At 36.2% G+C, this 18,726-nt stretch carries 19 protein-coding genes; 7 read left to right on the forward strand and 12 right to left on the reverse strand.

The window, feature by feature from the left end; genetic code table 11:
* Nucleotides 1-7: 7 nt before the first annotated feature.
* From iolD to ACIQXJ_RS12560, 9 genes are all read right to left on the reverse strand, one after another.
* Nucleotides 8-1,924 carry a 3D-(3,5/4)-trihydroxycyclohexane-1,2-dione acylhydrolase (decyclizing) gene (gene iolD / locus ACIQXJ_RS12520; RefSeq protein WP_403053984.1) on the reverse strand — a complete coding sequence of 639 codons (1,917 nt, stop codon included), beginning with the start codon at nt 1,922-1,924 and terminating at the stop codon, nt 8-10.
* A 221-nt stretch (nt 1,925-2,145) separates the two neighbouring features.
* A complete protein-coding gene (gene iolC, locus ACIQXJ_RS12525; RefSeq protein ID WP_403053987.1) occupies nt 2,146-3,144 on the reverse strand; it encodes a 5-dehydro-2-deoxygluconokinase in 999 nt (332 codons plus the stop codon).
* Nucleotides 3,145-3,161: 17 nt separating this feature from the next.
* Nucleotides 3,162-4,160 (reverse strand): inositol 2-dehydrogenase, encoded by a 999-nt coding sequence (iolG, locus tag ACIQXJ_RS12530; protein WP_403053990.1) that lies wholly within the window; start codon nt 4,158-4,160, stop codon nt 3,162-3,164.
* A 91-nt stretch (nt 4,161-4,251) separates the two neighbouring features.
* Nucleotides 4,252-5,259, reverse strand: a complete 1,008-nt coding sequence (locus tag ACIQXJ_RS12535) for a LacI family DNA-binding transcriptional regulator (RefSeq protein ID WP_403053993.1) — start codon at nt 5,257-5,259, stop codon at nt 4,252-4,254.
* A 65-nt stretch (nt 5,260-5,324) separates the two neighbouring features.
* A complete protein-coding gene (locus ACIQXJ_RS12540) occupies nt 5,325-6,302 on the reverse strand; it encodes a sugar ABC transporter substrate-binding protein (RefSeq protein WP_403053996.1) in 978 nt (325 codons plus the stop codon).
* 20 nt (nt 6,303-6,322) lie between these two features.
* Nucleotides 6,323-7,321, reverse strand: a complete 999-nt coding sequence (locus ACIQXJ_RS12545; protein ID WP_403053999.1) for an ABC transporter permease — start codon at nt 7,319-7,321, stop codon at nt 6,323-6,325.
* A gap of 20 nt (nt 7,322-7,341) precedes the next feature.
* Complete coding sequence (locus tag ACIQXJ_RS12550) at nt 7,342-8,847, reverse strand: sugar ABC transporter ATP-binding protein (RefSeq protein ID WP_403054002.1); 1,506 nt, start codon at nt 8,845-8,847, stop codon at nt 7,342-7,344.
* 15 nt (nt 8,848-8,862) lie between these two features.
* Nucleotides 8,863-9,861 carry a Gfo/Idh/MocA family oxidoreductase gene (locus ACIQXJ_RS12555; RefSeq protein ID WP_403054005.1) on the reverse strand — a complete coding sequence of 333 codons (999 nt, stop codon included), beginning with the start codon at nt 9,859-9,861 and terminating at the stop codon, nt 8,863-8,865.
* Entirely contained in the window at nt 9,854-10,846 is a 993-nt protein-coding gene (locus tag ACIQXJ_RS12560; RefSeq protein ID WP_403054008.1) for a Gfo/Idh/MocA family protein, read from the reverse strand. Before ACIQXJ_RS12560 ends, ACIQXJ_RS12555 begins: the two co-directional genes overlap by 8 nt.
* Nucleotides 10,847-11,356: 510 nt before the next feature.
* On the opposite strand from ACIQXJ_RS12560, the gene ACIQXJ_RS12565 reads away from it, so the two are divergent.
* The 3 genes from ACIQXJ_RS12565 (at nt 11,357) to ACIQXJ_RS12575 (ending at nt 13,772) form a co-directional block, all read left to right on the forward strand.
* The gene (locus ACIQXJ_RS12565) at nt 11,357-11,923 is read left to right on the forward strand and encodes a sigma-70 family RNA polymerase sigma factor (RefSeq protein WP_403054011.1); all 567 of its coding nucleotides are present in this window, start codon (nt 11,357-11,359) and stop codon (nt 11,921-11,923) included.
* Complete coding sequence (locus tag ACIQXJ_RS12570) at nt 11,920-12,999, forward strand: DUF4179 domain-containing protein (protein ID WP_403054014.1); 1,080 nt, start codon at nt 11,920-11,922, stop codon at nt 12,997-12,999. The genes ACIQXJ_RS12565 and ACIQXJ_RS12570 overlap by 4 nt, the downstream gene beginning before the upstream one ends.
* A 350-nt stretch (nt 13,000-13,349) precedes the next feature.
* Nucleotides 13,350-13,772 (forward strand): hypothetical protein, encoded by a 423-nt coding sequence (locus ACIQXJ_RS12575; RefSeq protein WP_403054017.1) that lies wholly within the window; start codon nt 13,350-13,352, stop codon nt 13,770-13,772.
* A gap of 241 nt (nt 13,773-14,013) precedes the next feature.
* Here the strand turns inward: ACIQXJ_RS12575 and ACIQXJ_RS12580 are convergent, their stop codons facing one another.
* Nucleotides 14,014-14,478 carry a hypothetical protein gene (locus ACIQXJ_RS12580; protein ID WP_403054020.1) on the reverse strand — a complete coding sequence of 155 codons (465 nt, stop codon included), beginning with the start codon at nt 14,476-14,478 and terminating at the stop codon, nt 14,014-14,016.
* 655 nt (nt 14,479-15,133) lie between these two features.
* Here ACIQXJ_RS12580 and ACIQXJ_RS12585 point away from each other — a divergent pair.
* On the forward strand, nt 15,134-16,138 hold the full coding sequence (locus ACIQXJ_RS12585) for a nucleoid-associated protein (RefSeq protein WP_403054023.1): 1,005 nt from the start codon (nt 15,134-15,136) through the stop codon (nt 16,136-16,138).
* Nucleotides 16,139-16,420: 282 nt separating this feature from the next.
* Nucleotides 16,421-16,843 carry a hypothetical protein gene (locus tag ACIQXJ_RS12590; RefSeq protein WP_403054026.1) on the forward strand — a complete coding sequence of 141 codons (423 nt, stop codon included), beginning with the start codon at nt 16,421-16,423 and terminating at the stop codon, nt 16,841-16,843.
* A gap of 122 nt (nt 16,844-16,965) precedes the next feature.
* On the opposite strand, the gene ACIQXJ_RS12595 is transcribed toward ACIQXJ_RS12590, so the two are convergent.
* Together ACIQXJ_RS12595 and ACIQXJ_RS12600 are read right to left on the reverse strand one after the other, a co-directional pair.
* Entirely contained in the window at nt 16,966-17,205 is a 240-nt protein-coding gene (locus tag ACIQXJ_RS12595) for a hypothetical protein (protein WP_403054029.1), read from the reverse strand.
* Nucleotides 17,177-17,308: a hypothetical protein gene (locus ACIQXJ_RS12600; protein WP_403054032.1), complete on the reverse strand. Its 132-nt coding sequence runs from the start codon at nt 17,306-17,308 to the stop codon at nt 17,177-17,179. Before ACIQXJ_RS12600 ends, ACIQXJ_RS12595 begins: the two co-directional genes overlap by 29 nt.
* A 309-nt stretch (nt 17,309-17,617) precedes the next feature.
* On the opposite strand from ACIQXJ_RS12600, the gene ACIQXJ_RS12605 reads away from it, so the two are divergent.
* Entirely contained in the window at nt 17,618-18,181 is a 564-nt protein-coding gene (locus ACIQXJ_RS12605; RefSeq protein ID WP_403054035.1) for a sigma-70 family RNA polymerase sigma factor, read from the forward strand.
* Between the two features lie 114 nt (nt 18,182-18,295).
* Nucleotides 18,296-18,718, forward strand: a complete 423-nt coding sequence (locus tag ACIQXJ_RS12610; RefSeq protein ID WP_403054038.1) for a hypothetical protein — start codon at nt 18,296-18,298, stop codon at nt 18,716-18,718.
* Nucleotides 18,719-18,726: the final 8 nt, after the last annotated feature.

Here is an 18,726-nt window from a genome sequence, read left to right on the forward strand (position 1 = left end):
CACCCCCTTAATACTTGCGAGCTGTTTGTAAGTTTTGTTCTTTATTCTTAAAGGCTAGTTGTACATTTGGATTATTTGATGTTTCAGCAACACCTACATGCCACCACGCACCGTATCCATCTGTCATCGTTTTTGGTAATACTTTAATATCAAGGAGTGTACTAATAGGTGAAGACTTTGCATCTTTCAATGCTGCGTCAAGCTCTAGAATAGATGTAATGCGATACGTTTTTAAGCCATATCCTTCGCCGACTTTGGCATAATCAATTGCCATTACTGGCCCATTTGTTTCACTCGTTTGCTCGTCACGGTAACGAAATTCTGTTTTAAAACTTCCCATACCGTTAGACATTTGAAGATTGTTAATACATCCAAATCCTGCATTATCAAATAGCAATATATTTATTTTTTTATTTTCTTGTAGACTTGTTACTAGTTCAGAATGAAGCATTAAGAAACTTCCATCACCAACCATTGCATACACCTCTTGCTTAGGGCTAGCAATTTTAGCTCCAAGAGCGGCTGAAATTTCATAACCCATGCACGAATAGCCATATTCCATATGATACGTATTTGCTGTTTCGCTTTCCCAAAGTCTTTGTAAATCTCCAGGCAAGCTCCCTGCCGCTCCAGTAATAATAGCGTCGTGTTCAATTAATTCATTAATACGCAATAATGCTGTTGTTTGTGTTAATTTCGTTTGAAGTGCATCAACATAATCTTTTAGCTCATTATCCAAATGACCAGAAACTTCTGGTGTGAAATTTTCGTTATAAACAATTTTCGCAAGTCGATTACGCTCTATCTGCCAATTGGTTTTTAATTCCTCCAGCTCGGAAAAATTTGCACTGTAACCTATTAAGGCATTATCTAAAGCTTTAATGCCTTCCTTCACATCAGCAATGACATACTGTGCATCAAGTTTTTGCGCATGAAACGGTGAGGCATTAATTGTGATTACCTCTTTATTGGCAAATAAGCTTTTGGATGCTGTCGTGAAATCTGTAAAGCGTGTACCAAGACCGATAATAACATCCGCTTGTTTCGCTAATTCATTAGCACATAAATTTCCTGTAACCCCGATACCACCTACATTTAATTTTTCAGATGAAGGAATGGTGCTTTTGCCAGCTTGTGTTTCTGCGAAGGGGATTCCATATTTTTTAGCAAAAGCTAATACTTCTTCGCCAGCTTCTGAATAGCGTACACCTCCACCGATAATAAGAAGTGGCTTTTCCTTTTGACGAATTGTTGTAGCAATTGCTTCAATTGATGAGAGATTCGGTGTACGACGCTCAATTATATGTACACGCTTATTAAAGAAAGAAAGTGGGAAATCCCAAGCTTCCCCTTGTACATCCTGAGGTAAGGCAATAACTACGGCTCCTGTATCTTCAACGTTAGTTAGAACCCGCATTGCATTAATCATTGCGGAAATAAGCTGCTCCGGTCGTGTTATGCGATCCCAATATTTTGATACAGCTTGGAACGCATCATTTGTAGAAATCGATAAGTTATGGGTTTGCTCAATTTGCTGCAATACGGGATCGGGTTGTCTTGTTATAAAGACATCCCCAGGTAACAATAACAATGGAATTTGATTTGCGGTTGCAGTTGCAGCAGCGGTAACCATATTGGCAGATCCAGGACCAACTGATGATGTACAAGCTAAAATTTGTTTGCGGTTCCGCTGCTTGGCAAATGCCATCGCGATATGAGCCATCCCCTGCTCATTACGACCTTGATATACTTTTAAATGACCGGGATTTTCCTCTAGTGCCTGCCCAAGCCCTAAAACATTTCCATGACCGAAAATAGTAAAAATACCTTCGACAAATCGATGCTCTTGTCCATTAAAATATACATATTGAACATTTAAAAATCTCACAAGTGCCTGTGCTGTTGTTAAACGTATTGTTTCCATTTGTCGCCCCTCCTCTAATCAAGATATATAGAATTGCTTCGAAAGGTTTGCCCTTTTCCAAGCGACTATTTACATGATTATTGCTTATTGCATGTAACGAGCTATCTTCTTTTTTCTTGTCCGCGCACGAGCAACTACTTCTATATATCCGACCAATACTTTGCTTTATCTTATAAACTCGCTTGAACTACATATACATCGTCCGCTTTTATGACATTAATTTATATTTTTTCATACGTCCCCGTACTCACTTTTTCTTCCAGCTCATCCACCGTAGGCATCGCATCTGAGCAACTATGCTTTGAAATTACAATGGATGCAGATGCGCTGCCATATTTCATCGCCATTTCTACTGTTTCTCCCTGCATAAGCTTGTAGATGAATGCGGATGCGTATGAGTCACCTGCCCCGAATGTCTTTAAGACATTTGTTCTAAAAATCCCGCTCTTAGTACGACTACCATCCTTTGAATAGGCAATTGAACCGTCTCCACCGTGTTTAATAACAACGAGCTCAGCTTTATAGGCGAACCATTTTGAGGCCGTCTGCTCATCATCATGCTGTACATGAAGAACTTTTTCCATCATATCGAACTCTTCACGTGTGCCAATAATGATGTCACATTTTTCAGCAGCTAAATTATAGTACACGGCTGTTTCAGCTTTGTCCCTCCATGTATATGGGCGGTAATCTAAATCGAAAATAACGCGTATACCATGCTTAACAGCATAATCTAGTGCTAAAAATACCGCTTCACGGGATGGGCTTGAAGCAAGAGCAGTACCCGAAATGAGTAATGCGCTTGAATTAGCAATCATCTCCTCGTTAACCTCTGATGGATGAAGGAGTAAATCTGCGACATTGTCTCGGTACATTAAAATGCTACAATCACTAGGGCTTTTAATTTCGGTAAAAGCAAGCCCAGTTACTGCATTTGTTTGATCGACAACGATATTCGATATATCGATATTTTTTTGGACTAAATAGTTTCGAATAAAGGTTCCCATTTGATCATTTGCAACTTTACCAATAAAGCCTATTTTCAAGCCTAAATTAGCTAAGCCAATTGCAATATTCGCAGGTGATCCTCCCACATACTTTGTAAATGTCATCGTCTCTTCCATCGGACGATTAATTTCATTGGCGTTTAGGTCGATACATAAACGACCAATTGCGACGAAATCAAATTGTTTTCCCTGCGGAAATGTTATGCTAGTCACGATTTTCGCCTCCTACTTCACTTAGAAATAACTACTGGTTGCCCTGTTTGCATCGATTTCTTCGCGGCCTCTGCAATGCGCTCCGCTTGTAGACCATCATTTCCAGTGCATAAAATTTCGGTATTGTTTGTAATAGCTGTAGCGAATTCTTTTATTTCATCAATATACGCCTGTGTGTACCGCTCTAAGAAGAAATGGTATGGCTTATCTGTTAGAACACCCTCCTCGCCAAGAAAAGTAACATTTGATGGGCGATTATTTTCAATTACTAGTGCGCCCTTTTCACCAAATACTTCTAATCGTTGATCATAGCCATAAACTGCTTTCCTGCTATTTTCAATTGTGCCAATACTACCGTTTGCGAATGTTAATAACACAATTGCAGTATCAACATCGCCAACTTCTCCAATTTTTTCATCGATTAGTACAGCCCCTTTTGCATGTACTTCAACAACTTCTGATTGCATAACATAGCGTGCCATATCGAAATCATGAATCATCATGTCCATAAATAATCCTCCAGATGTTTTCACGTATTCAATAGGTGGGGGCTGTGGGTCACGCGAGGTAATACGTAGTGTATGTGCAGCACCAATAACACCGTTTGCGATTTGATTTCGGATTGTGCGGAAGTTCGTATCAAAGCGACGATTAAAGCCAACTTGTAGCTTAACCCCCTCCTCCTTGACAACAGCTAGAGCTTGTTGAGTTGATTCTGACGAAAAAGTAATTGGCTTTTCACAAAAAATATGTTTTTTCGCACGGGCTGCCGCTTTAATTAGCTCCATATGCGTTGTTGTTGGGCTACAAATAAGTATTGCATCAATTTCTGGATCATGAATAATATCCATTGGTTCCTTTGTAATATTCACAATATTTCTTTGTTGAGCCCAATCGTAGATATTGTCTATATATACATCTGCTACCGATTTGACTTTAATGGATGGTACTAGTGCTAAATTGTCGATATGAAGCTGTCCAATACGACCAGCTCCAATCACCCCTACAGTAATCATGATTTGAACCCCCTCTTTTTAGGTAATCGCTTACCTAAAATCATAAATAGCCTTACACATGTAAATTTGTAAGTTGTTAATCTAGCTTGTGCTAGATTATTGTCTTCACCGTTTGACGCTCAATTAGTTTTGGTGTTAATACGATCTGCTCATAAGGTTTACTTTTTTCACCATTAATGATTTTTAATAATTGATGAATAGCAAGTTTACCCATTTCTTCGATTGGTTGTTCAATCGTCGTTAATGGTGGTTGGCAAAGTTGCGCATAAATTGTATTATCAAAACCAACAACCGACAGCTCCTCGGGTACCTTAATACCTTTTTGTGTAGCGCAATTAATGGCTACAATTGCAAAAAAGTCAGTTGTTGCAAAAAGAGCTGTTGGTCGAGGCATGTTGTTTAGCAGCTGCTCGACCGCTACCGTTGCTTCCGTTAGCTCTGAATCGCTTGAAATGATGCATGATGGTTGGATAGTATGCTGTTGCATTTCAAAAAAGTCACAAAATCCTTGCATACGTTTTTTCTCACTATCTCTTGTTAAGTCGCCAATTAGTCCTACTTGGTGATGCCCTTTATCAAATAAGTAGCGGGCAGCAATATAACCACCCTCAAAATTATTTGTTGTGACACCCGTTGCTTCATTTGGATTTGCGTGAACTGAAAACTTTAGAATCGGTGTGTTACGTTTATTTATTTTTCGGAGTGTATCTTCATCCAATTGCTCAGTTGCAATAATAATACCGTCAACATGCTTTCTGAGCAGTAAAGTAATGTATTCCTTTTCTCGCTCTGGCTGATTATACGTACTGCAAATAATAATCGCATAATCGAGTTCGCGCGCGATATTTTCTAGAACACGCGTAATCTCCCCGAAAAATGGATTGGCAATATTCGGTACAAGTACTCCAAGAGTTTTCGTTTTCTTTCCTGAAAGAGCCGTGGCAATCGTACTTGGCTCGTAATCTAATTTTTTCATTACTTGTTTCACATGATTGCGTGTTTTTTCACTAATTTGACCTGTGTCATTTACTACCTTAGAAACAGTAGCAATGGATACAGCGGCTTCTTTTGCTACATCGTAAATAGTTGCTCTCATCATTCAAAACTCCTTTAGTTGATGTGTTTTCAAAAGTGAAATGTACACGAAATCATACTTACAGTTTCTTATTTGCCAATCGTTTGTAAGAACTCTAATTGCTTTTGTGCATTATCCTTTTGAATAATATCAATACCACTGTCAATACGGCTGTCAACTGATTCACCCTTTGCTGCTTTTACTGCGTATTCTACACCTTGGTAACCCATATTGTACGGGCTCTGTGCAACAGTACCTGTTAAACCGCCATCAAGAATTGATTGTACAGCTTCTTCTGTGCCATCAGTACCGAAGATTTTTACGTCTAAGCTTTTCGCTTGAACTGCACGTAATACGCCGAGTGCCATATCATCATTTGCTGCGAATACGCCTTTTATCTCACTGTCTTTTTCAAGGATATTTTCCATAACTGACAGCGCTTTTGTTTTATCGCTATCAGCAGGTTGTTCAGCTACGATAACCATACCCGCTTTTTCTAAAGCATCTTTTGCTCCTTTAATACGTTGATCAGTTGCGGGATTTCCTAGCGCCCCTGAGATAAGTACAACTTTATCTCCAGATTGTAATAAGCTTGCTAACTTTTTCCCGCCTTCTTGTCCAGCTGCGTAGTTTTCTGTGCCGATAAATGTTAATTTACCTTTGAAATCTGCGTCTGAATCAATAAGGAGTACTGGAACATCCTTCGCTGCTTTTTCAAGCGTCGGAATGACTGTGTCTGGTTGGCTTGGTGATACAACAATTGCATCTGGTGATTGGCTTAGCTGATCTTCTAACATATTAACTTGCTGAATAACTTCTGATTCAGCGGAAGGCCCAACAATGGTTACATTAACGCCTAAATCTTCACCAGCTTTTTTTGCACCTGCCTCTACATATTTCCAGTAAGGGCTTGATAAAGTTTTTAATACTACCGATACGTTTGTATCAGCATCTGAATTTGAATTGGAATCTGCATTTGAAGATGATGATGAACTATCGCTACATGCCGCTAGTAAAAGTGAACTAATTAAACCTAGTGATAAAAATAATTTAGATGCTTTTTTCATGGTTTTTATCCCCTTTTGTATTAATTTGACTTTGATTTACGCTGACGTAAGACATCTACATAAACAGCGGCAATAATCACGAGACCGATAACCGTCATTTGGAAATCCGCTGATACATTAAGTAAGTTCAAACCATTACGGAGAACCGCAATGATAAGTGCCCCTATTAAAGTACCCCACACTGTTCCGACACCACCAAAGAAACTGGCACCACCTATAATAACTGCGGCAATCGCGTCTAATTCATATGATATACCAGCTAACGGGAATGCAGAGTTGACACGGCCAACCATCACTAGACCTGCTAAGCCAGCCATTAAACCACTTAATGTATAGACAATGATAAGCACGCGATCCACATTAATTCCAGATAATCGAGCTGCCTCTTTGTTCCCACCAATTGCATAGATGTAGCGTCCTGTTTGCGAACGAGTCAGGAAAATATGGAAAATAATATACACCACAATTACTAATAAGAAGCTGATTGGAATAGGACCCATAAACTCACTACCTAAAAACTGAATTAAATAAGGGAAGCCAGCGATTGGCGCCGCACCTGTAATAATTAGTGCAATCCCACGGGCAATGTTCATAGTTCCTAATGTTGAGATGAATGGGTGTGGTAAACGTAATTTTGTTAATAGCAAACCATTTAATAAACCAAAAACAGCACCTATTGCTAAACAAGCGACAATTCCTATAACTGGCCCCATCTGCAAGTTGATTGACACAACCCCCATAATCATAATAGAGAGAGCTAAAATCGAACCAACGGATAAGTCAATACCAGCTGTTAAGATTGGTAATAACATTCCGATTGCTAGCAGGGCATTAATAGAAGATTGTCTAGCGATATTCATAAGGTTATTGACGGTTAAAAATCTATCTGACAGGATCGTTAGCACAATCATCAAAATAATTAGTGCTAACAGTGAACCGAACTTACTTATTAACTTTTTCCAAAATTGTTCTTTGCCTTGTGGTTTCACTGATTCAACTGATTCGGTTAATTCACTCATTGTTTCTCCTCCCTTTAATGCTATGCCCCTATCGTTGCAGCCTTCATAATTGTTTCTTGCGTTGCCTCTGCAATTGGTAGATTAGCAGTAATACTTCCCTGATTCATAACCAATACCCGATCACACATGCCTAAAATTTCTGGTAAATCCGATGAAATCATCATGACAAGTGCACCTTCATCGACTAAATGATTAATTAAGCGATATACTTCAACTTTTGCCCCAATGTCGATACCACGAGTTGGCTCATCAAAAATAAAAATTTTAGCTCTTGTACAAAGCCATTTAGCAATAACAACCTTTTGTTGGTTACCCCCACTGAAATTACGTGCATGGAGCTCAATATTACTAGGACGAATTTTTAGTTCTTGGACATAAGACTCTGCCTGTTTTCGCATCGCTGCTGGGCTTAATAAATTTCCCGAACCTTTAAAGCTCTTCATATTAGCTAAGCACACATTGAAATCGAGTGGTAAATCAAGCAGTAATCCTTCAGATTTTCTATCTTCCGTAATAAAAGCAATCCCTGCATCGATGGCTTGACGAGGATTTTGAATGTGTTGCTCAACGCCATCAATATATATTTTTCCTGCTTCTCGTTTGTCAGCACCGAAAATCGCACGTGCAAGCTCGGTTCTTCCTGCGCCAACTAATCCGGAAATCCCCAAAATTTCTCCGTAGTGGATGTCCATATTGATGGCTGGGGATTGTGCCGTTACTTTAAAGTTTTCAATGCGGAAGCCAACTTCGCCCCGCGTAAAATGCTTTTTAGGGAATTTCTCATCAAGTGAGCGTCCTACCATTAGCTCAATCCAGTAATCTGTATCAGTTGTCGCAACATCTACCGTTTCAATACCATGACCATCGCGTAAAATGGTAATTCTATTACCTAAGCGTCGAATTTCCTCTAGACGATGCGAGATGAAAATAATAGCAATCCCTTCATCGCGTAATTGATCGACAATTTTATATAACTGCTCTACTTCACCTCCACTTAAACTGGATGTAGGCTCATCCATAATTAGTACTTTGGCATCTAAAATTAATGCTTTTGCGATTTCTACAAGTTGTTGTTGGCCCATACCAAGCCTGTTCAATGGTGTAGTTGCTAATTTAGGATTTTGCCCAAGTCTTATCAGTAATTCCTCTGCACGCTTAATCATTGCAGGACGATCAAGTAAACTGTACTTTCCTCCCTTTTTTAGTTCACGACCTAAGAAAATATTTTCAAATACCGTTAACTCTGGAATGACATTTAGTTCTTGATAAATCGTCGCAATGCCAAGTTCCATTGACTCAATCGGTCCGTTAATTTGCACAGGTTTCCCTTCCCAAATGATTTCACCTTGATCCATTGAGTAAGCACCGGTTAAAATTTTAATAAGTGTCGATTTTCCCGCCCCGTTCTCCCCCAACAGTACATGCACCTCACCAGGTCGAACATTAAAGTCAACACCTTTGAGTACGTGGTTATTTTGGAAGCTTTTATAAATATTTTTCATTTCAAATAACACTTCGTACGCCATAATGTCCCTCCCTTCTTATAGTTCTACGGTATGTGTTTTTCCTTGTGCATTAAATGAGGCAGTTGCTGCATATGCAATTTTTAATGCTTTCAAGCTATCATCAACAGTTACCGGTGAAGGCTTTCTATTAATTACAGCATGAGCGAAAGCGCTTAACTCGTTAACGTAGGCAGCTTCGAAACGCTGCGGAAACGCAGGAATAATCTCATGCGTATTACCTTGCTTCGTTAAAATATTGACATTGTTTTTTCGACTACTACCAATAAGTAGTGTTCCTTCTGAGCCTATTACTTCTGTGCGAATATCATAGCCGTAATATGCACATCGACTACCCTCGATATCTCCAGCAGCTCCATTTGCAAATTGTAGATATGTTAAGCCTTGATCCACATCACCATATTGCGCTAGCTCAGGGTATTTAATATTGCTACCAAATGCAGAAACCGCTTTCACTTCATCGCCCATTAAAAAGCGGGCAAGATCATAATCATGGATGCACATATCAATAAATAGACCTCCACTACGGGAGATAAAACTACCCTCAGGTGCTATTGGATCGCGGCTAATACCTTTAAAGTAAAGCGGTATCCCTATACCACCTGCATCTATAATTTTTTTTGCTTCCACATAGTCAGAATCAAAGCGTCGCATAAAACCAACTTGACAAAAGGCGTTGGTTTGCTTTACTTGTTGTTGGATAGATATAGATTCATCCATATCAATTGTTAGTGGCTTTTCAACAAAAATTGCTTTTTTAGCAGAGATTGCTTTTAAAATAATGTCATAATGTGTACTAGTTGATGTCACGATAACTACAGCTTGAATCGCATCATTTGCCATAATAACATCCACATTATCCGTAAAATGCGGTATATTCAATTCACTTGCAACCGATTGAGCAACTTCAAGTGTATGATCACATACTGAAACAATTTCAATTTCTCGAATATTCAGCATATTAATAGCGTGCCAACGCCCTAAACGACCTAATCCAATTACTGCTGTTTTAAGCATAGTGCAATTCCTCCATTTGGATAAGTTCTCCACTTTGTCGAGCTGATGCATAAGCTTTTTCTAGGTAATACGCCATTTCAAGTGATTGTTGTACATCGCGCTTTGAAGATTGTTGAGCCTCGACTTGGTGCTCAAAATATTCTATTTGTCTCAAGTATTGATCATCTTTTATCAGATGCTCCTCCAATATTTCGCCTGCATGATTACGAAGTTCAATTATTCCATGCTCATTTGGTGCAAGGTCCGGGCGGAAACTATGTGAAACTTTTAGTGAACCCTTTGTACCAATAATTTCATAGTAATCAAGGTATGGCATCTCCATTGAGCATGTAAATGTTGAAATAATACCAGCCGCATCAATCATTGTACAAGTACTTGTTCTGTCGACAGTTGTGGATGAAAGTGTATTACTCACCATGCTAATAGCAACTGGTTTAAAGCCGATAAGTTGGGTAATTGCATGCAAACAGTAGCAACCAACGTCATACATAGCACCGCCACCTAATGCTGGGTTTAATCGAATATCGTTGTCATCCTCTAACAACCATGAAAAATGAGATTTGATATGTAAGATGTCACCAATTGAAGGTAACAGCTCCTTCATTTTTACATGCTGTGCATGATGCTGATACATAAACCCTTCTAAAAATACCTTCTTTGTTTCTCCAATGACTGAGGCGATATTCCTCATTTGTGCAAATGAAATCGTTGCAGGTTTTTCAACTAAGACATGTTTGTTAGCTTGTAAGGATTGCACAACCATGTCATGATGGAGCGAGTTTGGCAAAGGAATATAAACAGATTTTACATTTTCGTCTGCTAACAGCTCGTCATATGACCCGTAAATCGTTTCAATTTGAAAGCGGTCAGCCTTTCCTGTAGATCTTGTAGCAATTGCATATGGTGTGGAACTAGCAGAACGGCGGATTGCCGGAACTACCTCATCATAAGCAATATTTGCTGCGCTAATAATTCCCCATTGCATGTTCATCACCTCATTTTTTATGTGAAAAACTTTTTAGTTAAGCGCTTACTTAATTTGAATTCTACAAAATAGAAAAATATAAATCAATATGTTTTTTCTCGTTAATTCACTAGAAATCTATTTAAAACAAGTTTTTCTTTATTTCAATTTATTGAATTCGATATTTAAATTGGAGTCGTGAAATCCATTTTAAATTGGTGTAATTGGTTTTATTAGATTTTTCAGAAAATAAAAGGAGGTAAAATTATTATTGCAAAAAATATTTTTCCCTTCAAAAAATTTTTATTTTATTTGCGCTGCAGTCTAGTTATATAAATGCGATTTTATTGGTCTCCTTTTTTGCTTAACACTTTTCATAACAAATGATTCTCCAACTTCTCTTTTTTCTTCTAGAAGTTTCTCTCCTCCTAATAATTTTAGTGAAATCCTCTAAAAAATGAGAAATTAGTCGTTTCCTTTCGTTATAGTAAGTGTAAAGGCCTTTACAAAAATTTGAAGGAGCCATTGTAGATGAAATCTAATGAAACAAATTTTATTCAGCGTCTGCAATTCGGAAAAGAAGACGCACTCGAATATATTGTGGACAACTATTTATCCCTAATAAAGAGCATTACCTATAAAGTACTATCTCCATTTCAAAACGAAGGCATGATAGATGAATGTGTGAATGATATTTTCTTATCTGTTTGGCATCATGCAAATGATTTCAATGGTGACTCTGCTAAATTCAAAAGTTGGATTTGTTCGATAGCGAAGTTTAAGGCCATTGATTATTATCGAAAAGCTGCAAAAAATATGGAGGTTTCCAGTAATTACTTAGAGCCTTTTACTGCTAACTCTGTAGAAAAGGATTTGCTGCGCAATGAAAATAGGTCGGAACTCATGCAATTGATTAACCGACTTGATCCGATTGATCAACAAATCTTTATTCGGAAATTCTTTCTCGGCGAACATTCTGAAGATATCGCTCGCAGGCTTGGGAAAACGAAAGCTTCTATCGACAATCGCATTTATCGCTGTAAAAAGAAACTAAAAGTACATGCATCTGATTTTTTTACAGGAGGTAGTATGGTATGAAGAATATTTTTAAGCATTTAAACGATTTGGAGATTGATATAGAAGAAATTGAAGAAATAGAAGTAAGTGCGTTTGACAAGGCGAGAGTAAAAAAAGAACTTTTAAAAAGTATTCACGCAGGCAAACAAAAGAAGTGGAAAAAGGCAGTAACTGCTGCGTCTCTTACATTAGGTTTAATTGCCTCCACCCTCTTTGGTTTATCGTTTACAGCTAATGCAGAAGAGATTCCGATTATAGGAAATATCTATAAATATTTTAATAACGATGGCTTATCTGTAGACTATAAGGAAAACGCAGATCCAATAAACGCCGTCGCAGAAAGCAATGGCATTAAGGTAACAGTGAATGATGCCGTATATGATGGTGAAAAGCTAATTGTCACCTATTCAATTGAAACCAATAAATACATGGGCGACACACTTCATATTAAGGGTATCCCGCTAATAGAAAATAAAGGTGATGGAATAAACGAGGTTTCGCGAATAGATGAAAATAAATATGTTGGGAAAGCCACAACTTTTACTGAGGAGAAGTATTCTTCCATCGATGTAGATTGGAAACTCGATTATATCCTTTCTGATCTGACAACTGATAAGGAGCGAATTACTGGGGACTGGCAATTTAGTTTTCATTTAGACAAAGCTAATATTACAGTGCAAAACATTCAACAGCACAAAGAAAAGGAAGGCATTTCAGTAACTATTGAAAATGTCACGATTACACCAACATCTTTCCTAATTAATTACGAACAAGCTGTTTCTAAGGATATATTAAATGAATGGGATATGGCAGATGTAGATATTGAAGTAAAAGATAATTTAGGACATCGATATGTTAGCACCTATCATGGTGGGACCGGTATGGATGATGTCAATATGACTTGGAATAAAACCTTCCAGGTGCTAAATCCTGAGGCATCCAAACTTATCATCACGCCAAAGGTGACACTTTCAAATTATGACGGAGTCGATTACAATACGGATGGCTCCATTAAAGGGAAATATAGATTAGAGAATAGTAAAGCTGACTTAAAAGAATTTGATATGGACGAGATTATCGTGGAAATCGAAAAATAATATATAAAATCCCTCTTGTTCAAATAAGGAAACTATTTGAGCAAAGGGATCATTTTTAATTAGTGAATATTACGCTTTAATATGACTAATCCATAGCTATAAGTGCCACAATGAAGCACACTATAAACATTATGCCATACGATGTCAGCTGGACGACAATCCCCGTCACAAAGCCCCCAAGCGATAAACCTAAATCATAGATTGCAAGATAGACTCCTAGTAATATATGTTTTTTTTCTTCTGGAATAGCAAACGATATGTAATGTAGGATTTGCTATGTTTCTTTTCAATTTACAAACAAAGATCTATGTATTTAAAATAAATAAAAAAAGTGGAATGGGGGTGGAGTAATGCATAAAAGCAATAGTTCGTTCATTGTCCCCTTTACAAATATTATCATTATATCTTCAGCCCAAATTCTTTATTGGACACATCTAGAAGACTCAATAAATATGATGATTTATCAATTTTTACTTTTCCCTTTTACCTTAGTGCTGATTAATATGATTTTTTGGTTTAGCAAATTTAAACTACCGTTTTATCAACACGCACTTTTTGCTTACGCTGCTTTCTTTAGTTCGATTATTATTACGTTTATTGCAGTTCTATCAACTCCTGCTCAAGAATTGCCACCTGGCGAAATTGTATTATTTGCAGATGTTTTATTTGTTGTCATTACAATAACAATACAGATGATTATCTTGTTGTTATTAAATTCCATAGTTTATGTGGTTTATAGACTCTATCATTCCCGAAATAAAATTGATAATTAAGGTTGATTATTTGTCAAAAATGTCCCTTTAGTATTGAAAGTATCAATTAAATTCCTAGGGAAAACTAAAGAACTTTTGGCATAAAAAAAGCACCCAATGAAGCATGATATGCTCCCAGGTGTAAACATATAAAACAAATAAAATTTTGAGAGCATATCAATTGAGATAGTAAGGTGCTTTCAAATTACCCCTCTTTACTTCCAAAAGGTTATTTACTTTTTATTACATAGCAGTTGTATTTTTAATGGAGGACATCAGTATTATTTGCAATTACAATGTTTTCTTTACTAATATTTGCTTCCTCCGAATCTTTGAAAACATTGATGATCCCATCTACTACGTTTTGAATAATTTGGTCATCAAATGTTGACTCCGTACGTAGTACAACTGAACATCCTATTTCTTGATTCTTTGGATCGCCTATATTTGATTCAGAGGTTGCCGAAACTATAACGTCTCCATCTTTTAAACCTGTTTGTTCTGCTATGAGTGATTGTATATTTGCTTTTTTTTCGTCAAGCCACTTCATTGTTTCTTCATCGACTTTTTCCATAATGGATACCTTCATTTCACCATTCGGCAATATCTCAGTCAATTCACTTATAACCTCGGGTTCCGGTTTTGGTTGTCCAATAAGATAGTACGATACAGCAAAAGTCACAGGAAGCATCGAAAATAGTATTGTTTTTTTAGATTTGCTTTTCAACGTTTTCACACCTTTTTAATTTACTCGTTTTAATTAGTAAACTTCTAAAGTTTCGCCCAATAGCTTCCAAATATAACATCTTTGAAATATGTAATTGCCTTCCCTTTCTATCGATACGATACTTATCTATTTCAACTCCCTCCTTTTATTTTTTTATAATTTATCAGAATCTTTAAGTATTTTCAATTAAAAATAGAGAGAAATTATTAAAAAAATTTACTAAGAGACCATCTTTTACAAAGGATATTTCCATTATAAAAATATTCATTTCCTCCAAATACCTCTTTTTAAAAAACGAATTCTCCACTAAATTAACCGAAAATCCCCTAACAATTTTAATCAAATGTATAGTTGATTTTGCTTCAAGAAAAGTCCTTTATATAAATAAAAAAACATGTAGGAATTGACCAATATTACTTTAAGGTCCGCCTTACATAAAGGAGTTGGTTTTTTTGATTCAAAACCGGTTGCTCAAGAATGCACACTAGATTTCATTTTCTAACTCATACGTCGAGAGAATAACACCATCACCTCAAGTAAATCTTTATTTACACCACACCAACTCCTGGTCTATCAACATATAAAATCCATGTCATTATTACTCGGGGTATGCTAAGGTAAATTATCGAAACAATTATATTAAAGGTGGATAATTATGTTAGAAGTAAGTGAAAGTAAGTTAGCACAATATGTTGTACATTATGTAAGCGAAACTCTTGTTTTAGGAGAGGAAGCATTTTCTCAACCTGAGGTCATGCTAGAAGCAGCGTTTACCCAATTAGCATTTAACAAATTAGACTACGAGCAGCAATATGAATTTTTTCATGAAACGAATATTGGTTTGAATGAAGTGTATACGTATGTGAAAGCCATTTTTGATGAGGAAGGTAGTTTCCTTGAACAGTCCAAACATATTGCTACGCACTTACATAGTGCATCTGGTCATCCAAATATTAAAAGTGGTGAGTTGTTTATAGGCTTATTTGACAATTGTTTTATGTCGACAGAAGTAAAGAAAGTTATTGCCATTGTTAAAATTGAAGAAAAAGAAATGTTTTTAGATGTGAAAAATGAACAAAATAAAGTGACTGTCAATGGCATCGACGGCATTAATGTAAAGAAAATCAATAATATGGCCGTCATTGTAGATATGGGGGCAGACGAAGCACCAGTTGTCTTTATGAAAACGAAAAAGAAAGAAGATGTCGTTTACTGGCAAGAACGTTTTTTGAAAATTAAAGTAGCTGATGAACATTATCATAAAACAAACTTAGCATTAACTGAATGTAAAAAATATATTTTAAAAGAAGAGAGTTTTTCCAATCCCGAAAAGTTGGGTCTTTTAAACAAAACGCTCGATTATTTCCGTAGTGAAGAAGAATTTCAAGTAAACGACTATATCGAAACAGTATTTGAATCGGCTGATTCTACGCAAAAAGATATTATCATTAATTCAGTCAAACCCTACGAAACAGTGATTTCCGAAAGTGCCATTGCAAAGGCTGAAAAAAGTTATAAACGTAAAATCAAACTGGATTCCGCGATTGAAATTCAAGTGAACGTCCGTGATATTGAGCAAATGGATGAGCTAATTGAAGTTGGTTTTGATGAGGAAACGAATCGAAAATTTTATAAAATCTATTTTAATGAAGAAGTATAATGAAACAAAAAAGTGTTCTATTGACTGAAATCAATAGAACACTTTTTCATTGCTGTTGATGTTCGCGTCAGGGCCTTCCTTCCGAAGTCTTAATGGCGATTCATAGGTTTTTATCAGCGATTCCCTCAAGTTTACCAGCGATTCAGAGGCTTCTATCAGCGATTTCCTCAAGTTTACCGGCGATTCATGGGCTTCTATCAAATGTAGCGAGAAATTATTAAAAAAATTTTTTCACTTTGCTAAAACTAATGTTAGGAACACTAGTCTATAGGAGGTTTAAAAATGACAAGTAAGCAATTACGTTTATCCATCTTTTCACTTGTTTGCATTGTTTTTTTATCTTTCTACACATTGAATTTTTTTAAAACGACATCACTAGCCAAGGACCTATTGACCGAGATTGACTTCGATAAAGTCAATTCAGGATTTGTTGTTGATGCTGCTAATGAAACAATACGGGATTTAAACGAGGAAAGTTTAACTACTTTTTTATCCATTATAAAAACAATTGATTTAGAGCGTGTTCAAAAACGCTCAGAATCCAAAGCTATTGATTATATAGTTTCACTTAGCGGTAGTGGCGGTGCATTTAAATTATATCTTTCAAATCACGGTTCTTTGTTCATTGATGGTAAGCTAGAAGAAACATATCAGGTTGTTGATGACCAAGTATTTAATGCATTATTACATGTGGTATCTAAATAGCACACAATGACAGCACCACCAATTATTTAATCGGTGGTGCTGTTTTTGAAATGAACAAATATTTATTAAAAACGGCAAAAGGTCACAATAATTTTAATATCAATTCGATTTTCCATTATATCTTAACCTGGAATACTTCCCCCAATGGTATTCCATTTAACAACAGAACCCTTACCAGATATAAGTGTTGACACTTCACCCGTCGCTGTTTTTCGGCATTCTAAATAAGGTAGTTGAACTTCTACGGATGTGTAATTAGGGTTATTTTTCATTATTGAAAACAGTTCAATAATGTAATCTAAACCTGATGAAGCAGTCGAAGCAACCGATTCTTTATATGATGTAGTAGCTGACGTTTGCAAGAATGACTCCAGTTACTGTTGATTTAAATACAAAGCCTAAAGATAGTAATGTAGACTTTGAGACTGTAATCGTTCTAACGTATTCAGTTGTTGTGAAAGACATAGTACAACCTCCATTATTATAGTTTTTTAGTTAGCTGCTAACACACCATAAAGGGGCTAAATAATTTTTTAACAACCTAATAAAAAATTATTTACTAATAAGTAATAAAATTATCATTTCCCTTTAATCTCCCGCTATAAAAAAAAGATTTTCCCGCTAAATTAATCAAAAATTCCCTTACAAATTTAATCAATTGTATAAGTTGATTTTGATTTAAGAAAAGTCCTTTATATAAATAAAAACTCATATAGAAATAGATCTAATTTTCTATAGGTCCCCATTCCATGAAGTGTAAAGGAGTTGGTTTTTTTGATTCAAAATCGGTTACTTAAAAACTTTTTAAAAAACCCTGAAATAAATCAGCTGTATCAAAGTTATTTAAAAAAGCCTACTACTTGCAAGAAAGAAAAGATTGAAAAAATGTTTCAAATCCATGGTAGAAAGATTCAGCTGCTTAGTTATTTTTCATGTACTTTAACTTTTGAGTCTCAAAAATTTGATAAAAAAATTCGTCATAACAGTAAATTGAATCAATTGATATTAGATAAAAGTATCGATGACGGAGGAGGCAAATTACTTGATTTAATCGCAAATGAACGAAACTATTTTGATATTGAATTTAATACACCTGTTGAATCTAGTGAATTAGAAATGATTTTTGAAGATAAACAGCTATACGAAATTGTTTCCACATTAAGCGCAAAGCAAAAAGAGATTCTATACTTACTTTTTGTGAAAGATTGGACTGAAGAAGAACTAGCTTTAGAGCTTGGTGTTTCAAAACAAGCTATTAATAAGGTTAAAAATCACGCATTACGCAAAATAAGAAAAGAGTATGAATCTGCAAATAGAAGAAATTTCAATACTAATTAAGTTGCCAAAAATTTATCAAGATGGTTGATAAATCACCTTAAACTTCCCTTTTAAAAGTGTTAGGTTGGCCAACCTTAACACTTTTTATTAAAAAATTTAGGGAGGAATTACATTATGGCGATAATTAGTTCTCGACGAGGTGCTACAACAACAATCACTGTAACGCCGGCAACTTTATTAAAAATGGAGCATGCATTACTTACTGGAGCATCACATTTAGAAACTAAATACCCAGAGCATGTAATGGCAGATGCTTACTATCTTACAAGTCCAGAAGTTTTAAATATCGTCTTTGGCGAGACTTCTGCTAAAACAGTAGCCAGTCGTACCGCCTTAATTTATTCAGACGGAATGAAAGGTGTAAAAGAAGACCTTATAAGTAGGGCAAGAGATGGAGCTAGACAAATGAGCGCTATTCATAGAAAGGCACTTAATAGCGGATCTAAGAATCTAACACTTAAAATAACTTATTATGTAGCCTTTAACCTTCATACTGGCAGAACGGTTTTAAAATACATTGTTGCTGTAGAAGAATAATTTACTTA

It is taken from the genome of Lysinibacillus sp. NPDC097868 (assembly GCF_044761135.1).
GTDB lineage: Bacteria > Bacillota > Bacilli > Bacillales_A > Planococcaceae > Lysinibacillus.